Consider the following 16,972-nt stretch of genomic DNA (forward strand, 5'->3'; position numbering starts at 1 on the left):
AGCAATCCGATGAATATGGCAGAAAGCCACCTGAATCCTGTCGAGCGCACCGCTGCGCCGGCCGGCACGCACGAAGCGGCGCACGGCCGTCCGCTCGAGCCGCTGAACGCGAAGATCGAGGTCAACAACCTCAACTTCTTCTACAACAAGTTTCACGCGCTGAAGAACATCAACCTGAGCATTCCCGAAGGGAAGGTGACGGCGTTCATCGGCCCGTCGGGCTGCGGCAAGTCGACGCTGCTGCGCACGTTCAACAAGATGTTCGCGCTCTATCCGGAGCAGCGCGCCGAAGGCGAAATCCTGATGGACGGCGAGAACCTGCTGACGACGAAGCGCGACATCTCGCTGCTGCGCGCACGTATCGGCATGGTGTTCCAGAAGCCGACCCCGTTCCCGATGTCGATCTACGACAACATCGCGTTCGGCGTGAAGATGTTCGAAAAGCTCACGCGCTCGGAAATGGACGACCGCGTCGAGTGGGCGCTCACGAAGGCCGCGCTGTGGAACGAAGTGAAGGACAAGCTGAGCCAGAGCGGCTACGGCCTCTCGGGCGGCCAGCAGCAGCGTCTGTGCATCGCGCGCGGCATCGCGATCCGTCCGGAAGTGCTGCTGCTCGACGAACCGTGCTCGGCGCTCGACCCGATCTCGACCGGCCGCATCGAAGAGCTGATCGCGGAGCTGAAGAGCGACTACACGGTCGTGATCGTCACGCACAACATGCAGCAGGCGGCGCGCTGCTCGGATTTCACGGCCTACATGTACCTGGGCGAGCTGATCGAATTCGGCGAGACCGAAAAGATCTTCATCAAGCCGGTGCGCAAGGAAACGGAAGACTACATCACCGGCCGTTTCGGTTGATGACGGAGAACAACAGCCATGTCGGATAAACATCTGTCGAGCCAGTTCGACGCGGACCTCAATGCCGTGTCGTCGAAAGTGCTGGAAATGGGCGGGCTCGTCGAGTCGCAGATCGTCGGCGCGATGCACGCGCTGAACGAGTTCGATCGCGATACGGCCGAGAAGGTGATCGCGGCCGAGGAAACGCTGAACGCGATGGAAGTCGACATCGACCAGGAGTGCGGCAACATCATCGCGCGGAGGCAGCCTGCCGCGCGTGACCTGCGTCTTTTGATGTCGATTTCGAAAACGATTACGAACCTCGAGCGCGCAGGCGACGAGGCCGAGAAGATCGCGAAGCGCGTGCGCCGCCTGGTCGACGAGCCGGCCGCGCGTGCGGTCAACATCGCCGAGATCAAGGTGTCGGGCGAGATGGCCGTGACGATCCTGCGCCGTGCGCTCGACGCGTTCGCGCGTCTCGATACGGTGGCCGCCGCGCAGATCGTCAAGGACGACAAGGAGATCGACCTGGAATTCCGTGCGTTCGTGCGCAAGCTCGTGTCGTACATGCAGGAAGATCCGCGCACGATCTCGGTCGGCCTCGAATACCTGTTCATCGCGAAGGCGATCGAGCGGATCGGCGACCACGCGAAGAACATCGCCGAATTCATCATCTACATCGTGAAGGGCACGGACGTGCGGCACCAGCCGCGCGACACGCTCGATCGCGAAGCCAACAGTTAATCGACTCCGTACAGGGGAAAAAAGAGGTGCCGATGCCCAGCAACATTCTCGTCGTTGAAGATGAGCCCGCGATTTCCGAACTGATCTCGGTGAATCTCCAGCACGCCGGTCACTGCCCGATTCGTGCGTACAACGCCGAACAGGCGCAGAACCTGATCAGCGACGTGCTGCCCGATCTCGTGCTGCTCGACTGGATGCTGCCGGGCAAATCCGGTATCGCGTTCGCGCGCGACCTGCGCAACAACGAACGGACCAAGCACATCCCGATCATCATGCTCACCGCCCGCGGCGACGAGCAGGACAAGGTGCTCGGCCTCGAAATCGGCGCGGACGACTACGTGACGAAGCCGTTCTCGCCGAAGGAACTGATGGCGCGGATCAAGGCCGTGCTGCGCCGCCGTGCGCCGCAGCTGACCGAGGACGTCGTGTCGATCAACGGGCTGCGCCTCGACCCGGCCACGCATCGGGTCGCCGCGCATGCGGAAGGCAGTGAGATCAAGCTCGATCTCGGTCCGACCGAGTTCCGCCTGCTGCATTTCTTCATGACGCATCCGGAGCGCGTGCACAGTCGCACGCAACTGCTCGACCAGGTGTGGGGCGACCACGTGTTCGTCGAGGAGCGGACCGTCGACGTGCACATCAAACGATTGCGCGCGGCCTTGAAACCGGCCGGTTGCGATGCGATGATCGAGACCGTGCGCGGCAGCGGCTACCGGCTCGCCAAGCACGCGTAACGTATTCGGGCCTGCCGTGTGCCACGGCATGCCGTTCATTCTTTCGGGCGCTGAATCATGAACATCATCTGGGCGCGCTTTCTGGTGTCGCTCGTGCTGCTCGTGCTGATCGGCGTATTGGTCGGCGTGTTCGCCGGCCCGACCGCGGGCCTCGTGTTCGTCGTCGTGATGCTGGTCGCGCAGGGCTTTTTCAGTACCTTTCACACGCAGCGTCTGTGGCGGCTGCTCGATGCGCCGGTCTACGGTGAAGTGCCGAGCGCGCCGGGCATCTGGGGCGAGATCTACTATCGTCTGCACAAGCTCGCGAAGCAGTGGCATGCGCAGGTGCGGCAGGTCGAGCAGCAGCATTCGCGCTTCATCCAGGCGATCCAGGCGTCGCCGAACGGCGTCGCGATGCTCGACGATCACGACCAGATCGAGTGGTGCAACGCGATCGCCGAGGTTCATTTCGGCCTGGATGCGAAGCGCGACCTGCGCCAGCACATCACCAACCTGGTACGCCATCCCGATTTCGTCCGCTACCTGAACGCGCAGCATTACGACGAGACGCTCGTGATGCGCGGTATGGGCGACTCGCGGCAGAACGTGCTGGAAGTGCAGGTGTTTCCGTACGGCGAGAACCGCAAGCTGCTGCTCACGCAGGACATCACCGAGCTCGAGCGGACCGACGCGATGCGGCGCGACTTCGTCGCGAACGTGTCGCACGAACTGAAGACGCCGCTCACCGTGCTGTCGGGCTTTCTCGAGACGATGCGCGAGCTGCCGCTGAACGAGGAAGACCGCGCGCGTTATCTCGAGATGATGGAGCAGCAGGCGTCGCGGATGCGGCACATCGTGACCGACCTGCTGGTGCTCGCGAAGCTGGAGGGCGAAAGCAAGCCGCCGGTCGATCGCGCGATCGACATGCGCGCCGTGTTCGACCACCTGAAGGAGGACGCGCAGACGCTGTCGAACGGACATCACGACATCGCGTTCTCGATCGACGAGACGCTCGGCGTCACCGGCGCGCAGACGGAACTGTTCAGCGCATTCGCGAATCTCGTCACGAACGCGATCCGCTATACGCCGGACGGCGGGAAGATCGTCGTGACGTGGCGGCGCGAAGGCGCGCAAGGCGTGTTTTCCGTCACGGACAGCGGCTTCGGGATTCCGGCCGCCGACCTGCCGCGGCTCACCGAGCGCTTCTATCGCGTCGACCGTAGCCGTTCGCGCGACACGGGCGGCACGGGGCTCGGGCTCGCGATCGTCAAGCACGTGCTGCAGCGGCACGACGCACACCTGTACGTACAGAGCGAGGAAGGGCGCGGCAGCACGTTCACCGCGCGGTTCCCGGGTTCGCGCGTCATCGCGATCCGGCCGGCCACGTACGAGGCATGATCGCGTAACGGCGTCCGTCGCTCGTTTTGCGAGCGGCGGCACGCCGGATCCGCAACGAAAAAGCGCAGCCCGCGGGCTGCGCTTTTTCGTTGGCAACGCTGGTGCGCGGCGCGCAACTCGCGCCGCGTTGCCGGTTCACGAGCAGAACTTCGCGAGCAGCCCGAGTTGCGCGTTGCGGATCGTCTTGCCGGCGCGGCGCCGGCGGTAGTGGCCGTCGCTGTGCATCTGCCATGCCGACTGGTTGTCGCCGAGGCACACCGACAGCCCTTCGGCCAGCACACGCCGCTTGAGCTTGCGATCGCGGATCGGGAACGCGACTTCGACGCGGCGGAACAGGTTGCGGTCCATCCAGTCGGCGCTTGACAGATAGACATCCTCGGCACCGTTCGCGTGGAAATAGTAGATCCGGTGGTGCTCGAGGAAGCGGCCGACGATCGAGCGCACGGTGATGTTTTCCGACAGCCCCGGCACGCCGGGCTTCAGCGCGCAGACGCCGCGCACGATCAGGTCGACCTTGACGCCGGCCTGCGACGCTTCGTACAGCGCGGCGATCACTGTCGGTTCCAGCAACGCGTTCATCTTCGCGACGACGCGCGCGCGCTTGCCGGCACGCGCATTGTCGATCTCCGCGCGGATCGAGTCGATGATGCGCGGATGCAGCGTGAACGGCGACTGCCACAGCTCGTGCAGCGTGAGTTCGCCGCCGATGCCGGTCAGTTGCTGGAACACGTGATGGACGTCCTCGCAGATCTTCTGGTCGGCCGTCATCAGCCCGAAGTCGGTGTAGAGGCGTGCCGTGCGCGGATGGTAGTTGCCGGTGCCGAGGTGCACGTAGCGGCGCAGCGACGCCTTGCCGCCCTGCACGACGCGCCGCACGATCAGCATCATCTTCGCGTGGCACTTGTGGCCGACCACGCCGTACACGACATGCGCGCCGACGGCCTCGAGCTGCGACGCCCAGTTGATGTTGGTTTCCTCGTCGAAGCGCGCGAGCAGTTCGACGACGACGGTCACTTCCTTGCCGTTGCGCGCGGCTTCCATCAGCGCGTCCATCAGCGGCGAATCGGTGCCGGTGCGGTAGATCGTCTGCTTGATCGCGACGACGCTCGGGTCCTTCGCGGCCTGCTGCAGCAGTTCGAGCACCGGCTGGAAGCTCTCGTACGGGTGGTGCAGCAGGATGTCGCCGTTGTCGATCGCGTCGAACATCGTCGGCGCGTTCGTGATCGCGGCGGGCGTCGATGCGGTGAACGGCGTGAATTTCAGGTCGGGTCGGTCGACGAGATCGGGAATCTGCATCAGCCGCACGAGGTTCACCGATCCGGCCACGCGATAGCAGTCCTTGTCGCCGAGCTCGCTTTCGTCGAGCAGGCGTCGCACGATGTGCGGCGGCGTGTCGGCCGATACCTCGAGGCGCACCGCGTTGCCGAGGTGGCGCGCGGGCAGTTCGCCCTGCAGCGCGACGCGCAGGTTCGTGATCTCGTCTTCGTCGACGAACAGTTCGCTGTTGCGCGTGATACGGAACTGGTTGCAGCTCTTCACGACGAGTTGCGGGAAGAGTTCGCCGACGAAGCGCTGCATGAACGAGCTCAGCAGCACGAAGCCGTGCTCGAAGCCCGACAGCGCGTGCGGCATGCGTACGACGCGCGGCAGCGCGCGCGGCGCCTGCACGATGCCCATCACGGCCTGACGGCCGAATGCGTCGCGGCCTTCGAGCTCGACGACGAAGTTCAGGCTCTTGTTCAGCACGCGCGGGAACGGGTGGGCGGGATCGAGGCCGATCGGCGTCAGCACGGGCAGCAGTTCGTCGAGGAAGTAGTGCCGCGCCCATTCGAGCTGCTCGTCGTTCCACGTGTCGCTCGCATGGAAGTAGATGCCTTCCTGCTCGAGCGCGGGCAGCACGGTTTCGTGCAGCATCGTGTACTGTCGATGAACGAGCCGCTGCGCGCGTTCGACCACGAGATCGTAAGCATGTTGTAACGACATGCCGTCGGGCGTCAGGGCGCCGGGGTTGTCGCGGATCTGCTCCTGAAGGCCGGCCATCCGGACTTCGAAAAATTCGTCGAGGTTGCTGCTGGTGATGCAGATGAAGCGGAGGCGCTCGAGCAACGGGACTTGCGGATCGGCTGCCTGGGCCAGCACGCGCTCGTTGAAACCGAGGATGCCGAGTTCACGATTGAGAAGCGGATAACGGACGGACATCGGCAGAGTAGGGGGGGATTCGGGCGATGATTCGAAAGGACGCTCGGAAACTCTCACGGTACGATGACGTGCTGATGACAATGATGTATTTATATCGGGAAATTCTACGCTGTAATCGTTTCGTCCCATAAATGTTTCGACGATATGCAAACGAGCAGTATGCATGCCCGTGAAGCGTGGCAACGGCAAGCGTTCCACGCTTAAAATGTCGCCTTTGATTGATCGCCCAAGGCTGTCGCACCGGCCGCCGCGGGCGAACGCGCACGGAGCCCCTCTGATGGTTACAACCCCCCACTTGCTGGCTGCCGTGGATCTCGGCTCGAACAGCTTCCGGCTGATCGTCGGACGCGTCGAGGAAACGCCGGCGGGCAGCCAGATCTATCCCGTCGATGCGCTGCGCGAGCCCGTCCGGCTGGCCGCGGGCCTGTCGAGCGACAAGATGCTCGATCGCGCGTCGCAGGAGCGTGGCTGGGAGGCGCTCAAGCGGTTCGGCGAGCGCCTGCGCGATTTCCATCCCGATCATGTGCGCGCGGTGGCCACCAACACGCTGCGCGTCGCGAAGAACGCGGGCGAGTTTCTCGGCGAGGCGGAAGCGGCGCTCGGTTTTCCGATCGAAGTGATTGCAGGCCGCGAAGAAGCGCGCCTGATCTACGCGGGCGCCGCGCACTCGGTGCCGGCGAGCGCCGGCAAGCGGCTCGTCGTCGACATCGGCGGCGGCTCCACCGAATTCATCATCGGCTCGCACTACACGCCGATCGTGATGGAGAGCCTCTACATCGGCTGCGTGAGCCACAGCCGCGCCTTCTTCCCCGCCGGCAACGTCGACGAATACACGATGCGGCAGGCCGAACTCGCGGCCAAGCGCGAGATCCAGATCATTTCGAGCGAGTACAAGAAGGCCGGCTGGGACCAGGCGATCGGTTCGTCCGGCACCGCGCGTGCGCTCGCGGAACTCGTCGAGGCGAACGGCTTCAACGATCCGGGCATCACGCACGGCATTTCGCGCGGCGGCCTCGAGCGCCTGAAGCGTGCGCTGATCAAGTCGGAGAACGTCAACCGGCTGAAGCTGATCGCGCTGAAGCCCGACCGCGTGCCGGTGCTCGCGGGCGGCCTCGCGATCATGCTCGCGGTGTTCGAGGAACTCGGGGTCGACTACGTCGATACGACCGACGGCGCGCTGCGCCTCGGGGTGCTGTACGACCTGCTCGGCCGGACGCAGCACGAGGACATGCGCGCGGTGACCGTCGAGGGCTTTACGCGCCGCTACGGTGTCGATCGTGCGCAGGCCGAGCGGATCGGCGCGCTGGCGGGGCGTTTCTACGACGAACTCGAGGAAGCCGACGACGAAGCGCGCGAGGAAGGGCGGATGTTCCTCGGCTGGGCGGCCGCGTTGCACGAGATCGGCCTGTCGATCTCGCACAGCGCGTATCACAAGCATTCGGCCTATATCGCGAGCAACGCGGACATGCCGGGTTTTTCGCGCACCGACCAGGCGCGGCTCGCCGCGCTGGTGCTCGGTCATGCGGGCAAGCTCGGCAAGCTGTCGCAGGCCCGCGAAGTCGAGTGGCCGCTGCTGTTCTGCCTGCGCCTCGCGGCGCTGCTGTGCCGACGCCGAACCGACGCGGGGCTGCCCGACATTTCCGTTTCGCAGATGAAGAAGGGCGGGTATGAAGTGCGCCTGCCGAGCGCGTGGGTCGAGCAGAACCCGCTGACCGACTACAGCCTCAGCCAGGAGGCGGCGGAATGGGAGAAGGTCGGAATCCCGTATCGCGTGGTGTATACGGGCGCGTAAAAGGCCGATAGCGGGGCCGGGACGGGCGGCAGGCTGGCTTGCCGCCCTCAGGATTGCCGCATGATCGTCCTGACGGTCGCTCAGTCCGACGAGCAGACGATCGCGGTCAGGAACGGAAACGCCTGCCTGACGGTCGCGTCGCTGCCGGCCTTGCGCACGGCTTCCTCCACCGCGCTTTTCGTGCCGCGCACCACGACGCCATAGGCCCAGTCGCCGATCGGCGTGCCGTCGCCGGTGCGGAAGATCGGGTCGTTCGCCTGGTAGCCGAGCACGACGTAGACGCCGAAGCCGTATGCGGTCAGCGAGTGGCTCGTGCGGAATGCATTGACCGAGTTCGATTCGACGTGCATCGGCTCCGACTGGATATCGCCGGCTGCGAGCAGCGGCGCGACGAACTTGTGCCCGGTCGAGTGGCAGTCGAGTGCGTCGTCGAGTGCCTTGGCCGATGCGGTGCCGGCGGTTGCAAGCGCGAGCAGCGATGCGCACAGGGCGGTCTTGAGAATATTGTTTGTCATGCGCGGATGCAGGTTGTCCACGCGCATTATCGCGTGTTCCCGGAAGTGTCGTATCCGGGTTGCGGCGGCGAGGCCGGCCACCTCGTTCGATTCGTGACCTTTGCAAGCGTGACCGACGACGAAAGCGTCCGGACTTGCCGCGAATGCCCGGGCATCGCATGAATCCGTGCGTCGCCGCTCAACGGCTTATCGCGTTCCCGTACCGCCCGGTGAGCACGAACCGGGCGCCGAACAGCGGCAGGACAAGAAAGCCGATGCCTGCCGGCAATCCCCACAGCACAGCTCCCCATATCGCGAGGAACGTGGCGGCCCGGGCCGTTTCCGCGGGCGCGGCAGGGTCGTACGCGACCTGCACGACAGTTCCGGGCGGACCGTCCATGCCGCCGTTCTGCACGAACTCGATGCGCTGGCCCTGGGCCGTTTCGAAGCGTATGGTCGGGTGTCCGCTCGACTTGACGACTACGCCGGGCGCTCGAGAGGCATGCGAAAGGAAGACCGTCGTCCGGTAGGCCTGCACGACGCAGAAAGCGAGTACGGCGGCGCCGATGATCATGGCGATGACGGTCGCGATATTCATCGCCGGTTTTGCCGGGCGATCAGTCGAGGAGGCTGTCATGCGAGGTCCGGATGGTGTCGGGGGTGGCAAGTGTGTTCATTCACGCATCGTACGCATTGCGGAGGTAACCCGAGCTGCCGTCGTCGGTGCCGGTGAGCTGGGCCGAGATCTCCTGTCTCTCGCGGGACCAGGAGGCCGCCCAGCTGCGGAAGCCGAAGCGGTCGGCGGACGAAGCCTGCTCGTCACCGCCGAAATGGCGCTTGACGAAGGCCGACAACCGCGACACGGCTTCGTCGAAAGGTAGATCCGTTTCGAGCATCCACATCTCGAATGTTTTCCGTTCATCCTCGACGAACTCGACAGCCAGATTCCCGATGGTGCCGAGGCCTTCGGGCAGTTGCAGGGACGACAGGGATGTCGGCATGGTCGACGAAACTCCGGTTTGGCATTGGGGCGCCGATAATGGTACCGCTACGGGTTCGAGTTGGCCCCGTTGAGGCGCCGGTTTGTCCCTGGGAAAAGGTGATTCGTGCGAGCGTACCGAAGTGGATAACCCGCGATGCTGCATCTCAATGAGTCGATTCGCGACGCAACTGACCGGTAACGGTCGAATGAAAGCGCTCGCCGTCGGTCTTTTGTCGATGGCGACAGCGACGTTCGGCGCGACGCCGGGAATCGATGATGTCGGCGGCCTGCGTCAGGTGCTTTCCTGCCCGCTGGCGGACGGGAGCCGCATTGCGCTCGACGCCCGCTCGCATGGGTTGGACGGCGATGCGCTGTTCGTGCGGCGGGGGCACAAGACCGGGCGTGCGTTCCTTGACATGCCGGAGACCGATTTCGTGGGCAGGATTGCGTTGTCGAGGTGCGTCGGCAAGACCCTCGTCTTCGTACTGGACTACGGATCGCCTTACCTGAAGGGCGTCGCAATCCGGCTGAATCCGGTCACGCATGTCGAAGAGCGGATCTATTTCGCGGAGAAGGCGCTTCCGCGGTGGCTGTATTCGGGGCGTCGGGAGATGTGGGTGATCATCCCCAACGAAGGCGGCGAGACGGACGGGAAGTATCTGGTTTATCGATATTCCGGATCGAAAGGGCGACCATCGGAAAGCACGCCTGCCGATCGATTGCCGCTCGCGCCGCGTGATCTCGTGCGGATCGAGTGACTGCGTGGCGCGAAATGCGGCGGTTGCCCGGGATCTTTCACGGGCCCGAAATGGAAAAGGGGTTACAACACTTCGTGTTGTAACCCCTTGATTCCGGTGGTCGGAGCGAAAGGATTCGAACCTTCGACCCTCTGATCCCAAATCAGATGCGCTACCAGGCTGCGCTACGCTCCGACGAGCCAAAGATTCTATCTTTGAATGGCTGATCCGGTCAATCCCTATATGCGGGTAAATGCCGCGGCGGCGAACGAGCCGCAATTTGCGACAATTCGCACGGTAATCGGCCGGCCCGCACGCATGGGCGCGGGGCCGCTCGCCGAAGCAAGGAGAACATCATGATGAACCTGATCCTGTGGCGCCACGCCGAAGCCGAAGACTACGCGACGAGCGATCTCGCGCGGCAGTTGACCGTCCGCGGCCGCAAGGACGCGCAGGCGATGGCCAAGTGGCTGCGTGGCCGGCTCGAGACGAACACCGTGATCCTCGCGAGCCCGGCGGCCCGCACCGTACAGACCGTCGAGGCGCTGACCGACCAGTACCGGACGGTCGAGGCGCTCGCGCCGGGCGGCAGCGTCGACGACGTGCTGGCGGCGGCCGGCTGGCCGGACGGCATCGCGCCGACGGTCGTGATCGTCGGCCACCAGCCGACGCTCGGCAGCGTCGCCGCGCAACTGATCGCCGGCGGCGACGACAGCTGGAGCGTCAAGAAGGGCGGAATCGTGTGGCTCGCGAGCCGCACGCGCGACGGCAGCCGGCAGGCCGTGCTGCGGGCAGTATTGACGCCCGACCTGGTGTGAGGCCCGCCTGAAGCGCTTTGAAGGGTTTCGTCATACGGTTTCGCAAGCTTTCTGCTAAAGTCAATTCGGCGACACGTCATTGAAAGGACACGGTCGTGCCACATAACGGTCACGGCCGATTACTACATTGGCGGGCATGTCGTCCTATTCCTTACGATCAGGAAAGCCTAATGCGAGAACTGCCGACGCCTACGCTCCCTTTTGCCTCGCTGCCCCTCGACACGTCGCGGCGCCTCCTGCCGCGCGCTGCTGAAACCGTCACATCGGAGTATCGCCTGCGCGCCGCGTGGGCGCGTACGGAAGACGAATTGCGCGAAGCCCAGCGCCTGCGTTACAGCGTGTTCGCCGAAGAGATGGGCGCGCAGGTCAGCGGCCCCTCCGGTCTCGACGTCGATCCGTTCGATGCGTACTGCGACCACCTGCTGGTTCGCGATCTCGACACCCTGAAGGTCGTCGGCACGTATCGCGTGCTGCCGCCGCACCAGGCGGCGCGTGTCGGCCGCCTGTACGCCGAAGGCGAATTCGACCTGTCGCGCCTCACGCACCTGCGCGGCAAGATGGTCGAGGTCGGCCGCTCGTGCGTGCACAGCGACTACCGCAGCGGCGCCGTCATCATGGCGCTGTGGGGCGGTCTCGGCACGTACATGATGCAGAACGGCTACGAGACGATGCTCGGCTGCGCGAGCGTGTCGATGGCCGACGGAGGTCACTATGCGGCGAACCTGTACCAGTCGCTGTCGGCAGGTTCGCTGACGGCGCCCGAGTATCGTGCGTTCCCGCATACGGCCCTGCCGGTCGACGAATTGCAGACGGGCACCGTCGTGGCGCCGCCGCCGCTGATCAAGGGTTACCTGCGTCTCGGCGCGAAGATCTGCGGTGCGCCGGCCTGGGATCCCGACTTCAACTGCGCGGATTTCCTGACGCTGTTCCGTCTGTCCGACATCAACGCGCGCTACGCCCGCCACTTCCTGGGCTGAGCCGTCTGAACCGCGTCGCGCTCGCCTGCTGGTTCGGGCGCGTGCACGCGAACGCCGTCGTGCGGCATGAGCCGCGCGACGGCGTTCGTCCATTTGATCGACGCGTGTGAATCGGGCCCCGTTAATTTCGGCGATACGCGATCACCGGCGTGCCGTGAGACGGCACGTTCGGGAACGGCCCGGGGGAGGGCCGGACGGCAGCGGCGCGCTTAGTGCTTGCGTCGCCAGTCGAGCAGGTGGTGTTCGGCCATCCAGTGATGGATGATCCCTTCGCCGCCATGGCTGCGCTTGTATTCGCGCGACTCGAAGAACGACAGGGCGACGAACACCATCAGGCCGATGAACAGGCCGATCAGGCCGGCAATTTCCTCAGACGACATGGCAGCCTCCTTTCCACGGCACAGCGCCATGCGTACATAGTAGGACATGCGCGGCGCGACTCCGAAGCGGGATTTCCGCTAGACTCGGCGCGGTCCCGGCGTGCGATGGGCGCGCCGATTTCCGGAGCCTTACCCGATGACCCGTTTCATGCTGGCCGTGCTGGCCGCATCTTTTCTCGCTGCTTGTACCAGCGATCCTCATCAGGCCCGTCGCGGCCATCCGCCGGAAGATCCGGCCGACTATCACGGCGTGCCGACCGACATGACGCCGCCGACGATGCTCGATGCACCGCCGCCCAAACCGGCGCAGTAACGGCTGTTTAAGGCGGCTCAGGGCCGCTTAGGGCCGATTCGGCGCGCCGTCAGGCGCGGGCCGCGGGTGTATCGGTGCCGATGCGCTGCAACAGCCCCGGCAGGTAGCGCGCCAGCGTCGCGCCGCGCGCGGCCATGAACAGCAGCAGCGCGAACCAGAGGCCGTGATTGCCGAAGGTGCCGACGGCGGCGAGTGCGGCGACAACGAAGATCGAGAGCGACGCGACCATTGCGCGCATCAGCGATTGTGTCTGCGTCGCACCGATGAAGACGCCGTCGAGCAGGAAGCCCCAGACCGACACGATCGGTGAAATCGCGGCCCACGGCAGGTAGCGCAGCGCAACCTCGCGGATCTCGGCCTGATCGGTCAGGCGCGCGACGATCCAGCCGCCGGCGGCCCAGTACACCAGCGCGAACAGCAGCGCGCCGAGCGCCGACCAGAGCAGGGTGACGCGCACGGCCTGCCGGAAGGCACCGCGGTCGCGTGCGCCGGCCGCCGCGCCGACGAGTGCCTCGGCCGCATGCGCGAAGCCGTCGAGGCCGTACGCCATGAACGTCTGGAAATTCAGCAGCAGCGCGTTTGCCGCGAGCGTCGCATCGCCCTGTTTCGCACCGAGGTGCGCGAACCAGCCGAATGCGCCGAGCAGGCACAGCGTGCGCAGGAAGATGTCGCGATTGAGCGCGATCAGCCGCTTGAGTGCGACGCGGTCGGCGAGTGCACGTACCGCGATCGGCGCAAGGCCGCGCGGCCGTAGCCGCCACAGCATCCATGCGCCGAGCGCGAAGCCGCATGCGTCTGCCGTGGCCGTCGCGGCGCCGATGCCGGCAATGCCCCAGCCGAAGCCATACACGTAGAGCAGGACGGCGCCGATGTTGACCGCATTGATGAACACCTGCGCGACGAGCGCGAGCCGCACGCGCTGCACACCGAGCAGGTAGCCGAGCACGACGTAGTTCGCGAGCGCGAACGGTGCGCTCCAGATCCGCGCGTGGCTGTAGGACAGCGCAGTCGCGCGGACGGCATCGCTGCCGCCGAGCGCCGACAGCGCAAACGACAGCAGCGGCACCTGCAGCGCCAGCACCGCGGCGCCGAGCGCGAACGCGACGATCAACGCGCGCAGCACGTTCAGGCGGATCCCGGCGGTGTCGCCGGCACCGTGCGCCTGCGCGACGAGGCCGGTCGTCCCCATTCGCAGGAAACCGAATCCCCAGAACACGAAATTGAAGAACAGCCCGCCGAGCGCGACGCCGCCGAGATACTGCGCGCCGTCGAGGTGGCCGGCGACGGCCGTGTCGACGGCGCCGAGGATCGGCTGGGTCAGGTTCGCCAGGACTATCGGAAACGCGAGCGCGAGGACGCGCCGGTGCGTGACGGTGGCCGAGCCCGTGCCGGCCCCGTGCGGTAACGCGGATTCGGACATGGCGGACGCGTCAGGCGCGTTCCTGCACGCACACCCACGGCGAGACGACGACTGCCCACAGCTCCGGGTTGCGCGCCGCGTAATCGGCGGCGGTTTCGGCCGGCATGCGCGCGACGAGACCCGCGGACAGCCAGCGCGTGACCTGTTCGGCGTCGTCGGCGGCAACCGCTTCCGCGACGCTGACGAGATCGAGGTCGCGCGCAACGGACAGCAGCTTGCCCTGTGCGAAGAAGCGTTCGAGATCGCACCAGTCGATCTTGGCGGTTTCGCCGAGGAGTTTGGCGTAGAGGGGGCTGTGCGACGCGCCCGCGGCGGCGTGGTGATCAGAGGACATCGTTTTCTTGGAAAGACTGCGTGGTGGCGCCACTATAAACCATCCGGCCGGGCGGGCGGCGCGGGTGGCGGCCCGCTTACGCGTCGCGCAGCGCGCGGCGCACGATCTTGCCGGTCGCGGTCATCGGCAGGCTGTCGACGAACGCGATCGCGCGCGGATACTCGTGGGCGGCGAGGCGCGTGCGCACGTGCGCCTGCAGTGCCTGAACGAGCGCATCGTCGCCGGCGTGACCGGGATTCAGCACGATGAACGCCTTGACGATCTCGGTACGCGTCGCGTCGGGCACGCCGACGACGGCCGCCATCCGCACCGCCGGATGCGTGAGCAGGCAGTCCTCGATCGGGCCCGGGCCGATCCGGTAGCCGGCGCTCGTGATCACGTCGTCGTCGCGGCCGACGAAGCGGACGAAACCGTCGGCGTCGATCATGCCTGTATCGCCGGTGAGCAGGTAGTCGCCCGCGAACTTGTCGCGGGTCGCGTCGGCGTTGCGCCAGTACTCGAGGAACATCACCGGATCGGGGCGGCGCACCGCGATGCGCCCTTCGACGCCGGGCGGCAGCGGCGTGCCGTCCGCGTCGACGATCGCGACCGCATGGCCGGGCACCGCCTTGCCGATCGCGCCGGGCTGCGCATCGAACAGCGCCGCGCACGACGACAGCACCATGTTGCACTCGGTTTGCCCGTAGAACTCGTTGATCGTCACGCCGAGCGCGTCGCGTCCCCAGGCCGTCAGTTCGGTGCCGAGCGTCTCCCCGCCGCTCGCGACCGATTTCAGCGACAGCGCGTAGCGTTCGCGCGGCGCCGGGACGGTGCGCATCAGCTTCAGCGCGGTGGGCGGCAGGAACGCGTGGGTGACGCCGTGCCGGGCCATCAGCGCGAACGCGGCGTCGCCGTCGAATTTCTCGAAGCGGCGGGCGAGCACGGGCACGCCGTGATGCCATGACGGCAGCAGCACGTCGAGCAGGCCGCCGATCCATGCCCAGTCGGCGGGTGTCCAGAACAGGCGCGCGTCGCGCGGGAAGCACTGCTGCGACATCTCGACGCCCGGCAGGTGGCCAAGTAGCACGCGATGCGCGTGCAGCGCGCCTTTCGGCTTGCCCGTCGTGCCGGACGTATAGATGATGAGCGCCGGATCGTCGGCGTCCGTATCGGCCGGCACGAAGTCGGGCGTCTCGGCGGCGAGCGCCGCGTCGTAGCGCAGCACGCCGGGAGAGCTAGGCGCATCGTCGCCGATGCAATAGATGGTGTGCAGTGCCGGCAACTGCGCGCGCAGCGATGCGATTTTCGCGTAGCCGGCCGCGTCGGTAACGAGCGCGGCCGCCTCGCTGTTCGCGAGCCGGTATTCGAGCGCATCGACGCCGAACAACGTGAAGAGCGGCACCGCGATGGCGCCGAGCTTGTACGCGGCGAGGTGCGCGATGGCCGTTTCGGGGCCCTGCGCGAGAAAGATGCCGATGCGGTCGCCGCGCCGCAGGCCGGCGCGCACGAAGCTGTTCGCGAGCCGGTTAGAGGCATTCCTCAGGTCGTCGAATGTGATGCGGGACACGTCGCCTTGCGCCGTTTCGTGGATCAGCGCGAGGCGTCCGCTGCCGTCCGCCCATTTGTCGCAGACGTCCACGCCGATGTTGTAGCGGGCCGGAACGTCCCACGCGAAGCGGGAGAGCAGGTCGTCGTAGCGGTCGGTGACGGGCAGCATCGCAGTGTCTCCTGGGTGGCGGCGTGGTGTCAGGCGAACGGCTTACATCAGGGTTTCACGCAGGGGAATCCACAATGACGCCTGAGGGTAGGGAATCCTCGCACTCGTCCAATTGCTGCGGCTCAGTGCACGATTCCGCAATGACGCATAAGATCACTTAAAAATCAGTGTGTGACCATGGATTTGCTTCTGATAGCTGCGGGGTTCAGCCTGATCGGAATCGGCGTGCTGGTAGCGTTCGCTTGTCGCGTCGATCCGTTGTCCGGCCGTTTCACCGGACGTCTGCGCAAGCGCTGACATCACCTTTCCCGATTTTCACCGCGACGGCACGCGATGCGCGCCGGCGTCGCGTGTCGTCCGTCGGGCGCTCAGCGCGCCGGCAGGTAGCGTGACGGGTCGATCGACCGGCCGCCGTAGCGCAATTCGAAATGCAGCGCGACGCGATCGCTGTCGCTGTTGCCCATCTCGGCGATCGATTGCCCCTGCGTGACCGACTGGCCTTCCTTCACCAGCAGCGCACGGTTGTGCGCGTAGGCGGTCAGGTAGTCGGCGTTGTGCTTGAGGATGATCAGGTTGCCGTAGCCGCGCAGCCCGTTACCCGCGTAGACCACCACACCCGGCGCGGCCGCGACCACCGGCGTGCCCGGCGAGTTCGCGATGTCGATCCCCTTCGATTTCGAGCCGTCGAACGTGCGGACCACGTTGCCGGCCGCCGGCCAGATCAGCGCGATGCTCGTGGCCGGCTTGACGGCCGATTCAACCGGTGCGGAAGGCGCGGGGCGGGCCCGGCCGGCACTGCCGGTGCCGGTGGTCGACGGCGTCGATGCGGTGGTCGTGCCGGGCGGCGGCGCGACGCGCAGCACCTGGCCGACTTCGATCGCATCGGGGTTCGTCATCTGGTTCCAGCGCACGATGTTCGATACCGACGTGCGGTTGTCGCGCGCGATCTTGTAGAGCGTATCGCCGCGTTCGACGCGATAGAACCCGGGGCCGACGGGCGCGGAGCCGCACGCGACGAGCAGGGCGGCGCAGGCGGCTGCGAAGAGTCGCTTCGTTGTTGTTCCGAACATTGAACCTCGCAAGACCCTGCCGCTCGTGACGCGGCAGGCAACACAAAACGTCCGATTTTAACGGGTTC

The 16,972-nt window shown here is 65.9% G+C and carries 18 protein-coding genes and 1 tRNA gene; 9 read left to right on the plus strand and 10 right to left on the minus strand.

Going from position 1 to position 16,972, the window contains the following annotated elements:
* The first annotated feature begins 9 nt into the window (after positions 1-9).
* Genes pstB through phoR form a run of 4 tightly spaced genes read left to right on the plus strand, consistent with a single transcriptional unit; the run spans position 10 to position 3,692 of the window.
* Positions 10-858: a phosphate ABC transporter ATP-binding protein PstB gene (pstB, locus tag ABIC51_RS28545; protein ID WP_027787871.1), complete on the plus strand. Its 849-nt coding sequence runs from the start codon at positions 10-12 to the stop codon at positions 856-858.
* Positions 859-876: 18 nt separating this feature from the next.
* Positions 877-1,581 (plus strand): phosphate signaling complex protein PhoU, encoded by a 705-nt coding sequence (gene phoU, locus ABIC51_RS28550; protein ID WP_027787870.1) that lies wholly within the window; start codon positions 877-879, stop codon positions 1,579-1,581.
* Between the two features lie 32 nt (positions 1,582-1,613).
* On the plus strand, positions 1,614-2,315 hold the full coding sequence (gene phoB, locus ABIC51_RS28555) for a phosphate regulon transcriptional regulator PhoB (RefSeq protein WP_027787869.1): 702 nt from the start codon (positions 1,614-1,616) through the stop codon (positions 2,313-2,315).
* A gap of 57 nt (positions 2,316-2,372) precedes the next feature.
* Positions 2,373-3,692 (plus strand): phosphate regulon sensor histidine kinase PhoR, encoded by a 1,320-nt coding sequence (gene phoR, locus ABIC51_RS28560; protein WP_027787868.1) that lies wholly within the window; start codon positions 2,373-2,375, stop codon positions 3,690-3,692.
* A 135-nt stretch (positions 3,693-3,827) separates the two neighbouring features.
* On the opposite strand, the gene ppk1 is transcribed toward phoR, so the two are convergent.
* Complete coding sequence (ppk1, locus tag ABIC51_RS28565; protein WP_027787867.1) at positions 3,828-5,891, minus strand: polyphosphate kinase 1; 2,064 nt, start codon at positions 5,889-5,891, stop codon at positions 3,828-3,830.
* Between the two features lie 277 nt (positions 5,892-6,168).
* Here ppk1 and ppx point away from each other — a divergent pair, with 277 nt between their 5' ends.
* Positions 6,169-7,683 carry an exopolyphosphatase gene (gene ppx, locus ABIC51_RS28570; protein WP_027787866.1) on the plus strand — a complete coding sequence of 505 codons (1,515 nt, stop codon included), beginning with the start codon at positions 6,169-6,171 and terminating at the stop codon, positions 7,681-7,683.
* A gap of 80 nt (positions 7,684-7,763) precedes the next feature.
* Here the strand turns inward: ppx and ABIC51_RS28575 are convergent, their stop codons facing one another.
* The 3 genes from ABIC51_RS28575 to ABIC51_RS28585 all read right to left on the minus strand — a co-directional run bounded on the left by ABIC51_RS28575 (position 7,764) and on the right by ABIC51_RS28585 (position 9,178).
* Positions 7,764-8,198, minus strand: coding sequence for a hypothetical protein (locus tag ABIC51_RS28575; RefSeq protein WP_027787865.1), 435 nt, complete (start codon positions 8,196-8,198; stop codon positions 7,764-7,766).
* Positions 8,199-8,376: 178 nt separating this feature from the next.
* The gene (locus ABIC51_RS28580; RefSeq protein ID WP_080981930.1) at positions 8,377-8,814 is read right to left on the minus strand and encodes a DUF3592 domain-containing protein; all 438 of its coding nucleotides are present in this window, start codon (positions 8,812-8,814) and stop codon (positions 8,377-8,379) included.
* A 40-nt stretch (positions 8,815-8,854) separates the two neighbouring features.
* Positions 8,855-9,178 carry a hypothetical protein gene (locus ABIC51_RS28585; protein ID WP_175856031.1) on the minus strand — a complete coding sequence of 108 codons (324 nt, stop codon included), beginning with the start codon at positions 9,176-9,178 and terminating at the stop codon, positions 8,855-8,857.
* Positions 9,179-9,365: 187 nt separating this feature from the next.
* Here ABIC51_RS28585 and ABIC51_RS28590 point away from each other — a divergent pair, with 187 nt between their 5' ends.
* Positions 9,366-9,917, plus strand: a complete 552-nt coding sequence (locus tag ABIC51_RS28590) for a hypothetical protein (RefSeq protein WP_175856033.1) — start codon at positions 9,366-9,368, stop codon at positions 9,915-9,917.
* A 97-nt stretch (positions 9,918-10,014) separates the two neighbouring features.
* Here ABIC51_RS28590 and ABIC51_RS28595 read toward each other — a convergent pair.
* Positions 10,015-10,091: transfer RNA gene (locus ABIC51_RS28595), tRNA-Pro, on the minus strand.
* A 161-nt stretch (positions 10,092-10,252) separates the two neighbouring features.
* Between ABIC51_RS28595 and sixA the strand changes: the two genes are divergently transcribed.
* Both sixA and ABIC51_RS28605 read left to right on the plus strand, forming a co-directional pair.
* Positions 10,253-10,714, plus strand: coding sequence for a phosphohistidine phosphatase SixA (gene sixA, locus ABIC51_RS28600; protein WP_027787862.1), 462 nt, complete (start codon positions 10,253-10,255; stop codon positions 10,712-10,714).
* A 170-nt stretch (positions 10,715-10,884) separates the two neighbouring features.
* The gene (locus ABIC51_RS28605) at positions 10,885-11,691 is read left to right on the plus strand and encodes a GNAT family N-acetyltransferase (protein ID WP_021157266.1); all 807 of its coding nucleotides are present in this window, start codon (positions 10,885-10,887) and stop codon (positions 11,689-11,691) included.
* Between the two features lie 209 nt (positions 11,692-11,900).
* Here the strand turns inward: ABIC51_RS28605 and ABIC51_RS28610 are convergent, their stop codons facing one another.
* Positions 11,901-12,071, minus strand: coding sequence for a hypothetical protein (locus ABIC51_RS28610; protein ID WP_162922944.1), 171 nt, complete (start codon positions 12,069-12,071; stop codon positions 11,901-11,903).
* A 136-nt stretch (positions 12,072-12,207) separates the two neighbouring features.
* Here ABIC51_RS28610 and ABIC51_RS28615 point away from each other — a divergent pair, with 136 nt between their 5' ends.
* A complete protein-coding gene (locus ABIC51_RS28615; protein ID WP_091922310.1) occupies positions 12,208-12,384 on the plus strand; it encodes a hypothetical protein in 177 nt (58 codons plus the stop codon).
* Positions 12,385-12,433: 49 nt separating this feature from the next.
* On the opposite strand, the gene ABIC51_RS28620 is transcribed toward ABIC51_RS28615, so the two are convergent.
* The 4 genes from ABIC51_RS28620 to ABIC51_RS28635 all read right to left on the minus strand — a co-directional run bounded on the left by ABIC51_RS28620 (position 12,434) and on the right by ABIC51_RS28635 (position 16,904).
* The gene (locus tag ABIC51_RS28620) at positions 12,434-13,804 is read right to left on the minus strand and encodes an MATE family efflux transporter (RefSeq protein WP_175897751.1); all 1,371 of its coding nucleotides are present in this window, start codon (positions 13,802-13,804) and stop codon (positions 12,434-12,436) included.
* A gap of 10 nt (positions 13,805-13,814) precedes the next feature.
* On the minus strand, positions 13,815-14,138 hold the full coding sequence (locus ABIC51_RS28625) for a DUF2288 domain-containing protein (protein ID WP_059695605.1): 324 nt from the start codon (positions 14,136-14,138) through the stop codon (positions 13,815-13,817).
* A gap of 76 nt (positions 14,139-14,214) precedes the next feature.
* Positions 14,215-15,834 carry an acyl-CoA synthetase gene (locus tag ABIC51_RS28630; protein WP_175856037.1) on the minus strand — a complete coding sequence of 540 codons (1,620 nt, stop codon included), beginning with the start codon at positions 15,832-15,834 and terminating at the stop codon, positions 14,215-14,217.
* Between the two features lie 368 nt (positions 15,835-16,202).
* Positions 16,203-16,904, minus strand: a complete 702-nt coding sequence (locus ABIC51_RS28635) for a peptidoglycan DD-metalloendopeptidase family protein (RefSeq protein WP_027787858.1) — start codon at positions 16,902-16,904, stop codon at positions 16,203-16,205.
* Between the last annotated feature and the right edge of the window lie 68 nt (positions 16,905-16,972).

The sequence above is a fragment of the Burkholderia sp. 572 genome (assembly GCF_040545135.1).
GTDB lineage: Bacteria > Pseudomonadota > Gammaproteobacteria > Burkholderiales > Burkholderiaceae > Burkholderia > Burkholderia cepacia.

Excerpts from the sequence above, each read along its gene's own strand:
- pstB (WP_027787871.1), top strand. The coding sequence starts at position 10 with ATGAATATGGCAGAAAGCCACCTGAATCCTGTCGAGCGCACCGCTGCG.
- phoU (WP_027787870.1), top strand. The coding sequence starts at position 877 with ATGTCGGATAAACATCTGTCGAGCCAGTTCGACGCGGACCTCAATGCC.
- phoB (WP_027787869.1), top strand. The coding sequence starts at position 1,614 with ATGCCCAGCAACATTCTCGTCGTTGAAGATGAGCCCGCGATTTCCGAA.
- phoR (WP_027787868.1), top strand. The coding sequence starts at position 2,373 with ATGAACATCATCTGGGCGCGCTTTCTGGTGTCGCTCGTGCTGCTCGTG.
- ppk1 (WP_027787867.1), bottom strand. The coding sequence starts at position 5,891 with ATGTCCGTCCGTTATCCGCTTCTCAATCGTGAACTCGGCATCCTCGGT.
- ppx (WP_027787866.1), top strand. The coding sequence starts at position 6,169 with ATGGTTACAACCCCCCACTTGCTGGCTGCCGTGGATCTCGGCTCGAAC.
- ABIC51_RS28575 (WP_027787865.1), bottom strand. The coding sequence starts at position 8,198 with ATGACAAACAATATTCTCAAGACCGCCCTGTGCGCATCGCTGCTCGCG.
- ABIC51_RS28580 (WP_080981930.1), bottom strand. The coding sequence starts at position 8,814 with ATGACAGCCTCCTCGACTGATCGCCCGGCAAAACCGGCGATGAATATC.
- ABIC51_RS28585 (WP_175856031.1), bottom strand. The coding sequence starts at position 9,178 with ATGCCGACATCCCTGTCGTCCCTGCAACTGCCCGAAGGCCTCGGCACC.
- ABIC51_RS28590 (WP_175856033.1), top strand. The coding sequence starts at position 9,366 with ATGAAAGCGCTCGCCGTCGGTCTTTTGTCGATGGCGACAGCGACGTTC.
- sixA (WP_027787862.1), top strand. The coding sequence starts at position 10,253 with ATGATGAACCTGATCCTGTGGCGCCACGCCGAAGCCGAAGACTACGCG.
- ABIC51_RS28605 (WP_021157266.1), top strand. The coding sequence starts at position 10,885 with ATGCGAGAACTGCCGACGCCTACGCTCCCTTTTGCCTCGCTGCCCCTC.
- ABIC51_RS28610 (WP_162922944.1), bottom strand. The coding sequence starts at position 12,071 with ATGTCGTCTGAGGAAATTGCCGGCCTGATCGGCCTGTTCATCGGCCTG.
- ABIC51_RS28615 (WP_091922310.1), top strand. The coding sequence starts at position 12,208 with ATGACCCGTTTCATGCTGGCCGTGCTGGCCGCATCTTTTCTCGCTGCT.
- ABIC51_RS28620 (WP_175897751.1), bottom strand. The coding sequence starts at position 13,804 with ATGTCCGAATCCGCGTTACCGCACGGGGCCGGCACGGGCTCGGCCACC.
- ABIC51_RS28625 (WP_059695605.1), bottom strand. The coding sequence starts at position 14,138 with ATGTCCTCTGATCACCACGCCGCCGCGGGCGCGTCGCACAGCCCCCTC.
- ABIC51_RS28630 (WP_175856037.1), bottom strand. The coding sequence starts at position 15,834 with ATGCTGCCCGTCACCGACCGCTACGACGACCTGCTCTCCCGCTTCGCG.
- ABIC51_RS28635 (WP_027787858.1), bottom strand. The coding sequence starts at position 16,904 with ATGTTCGGAACAACAACGAAGCGACTCTTCGCAGCCGCCTGCGCCGCC.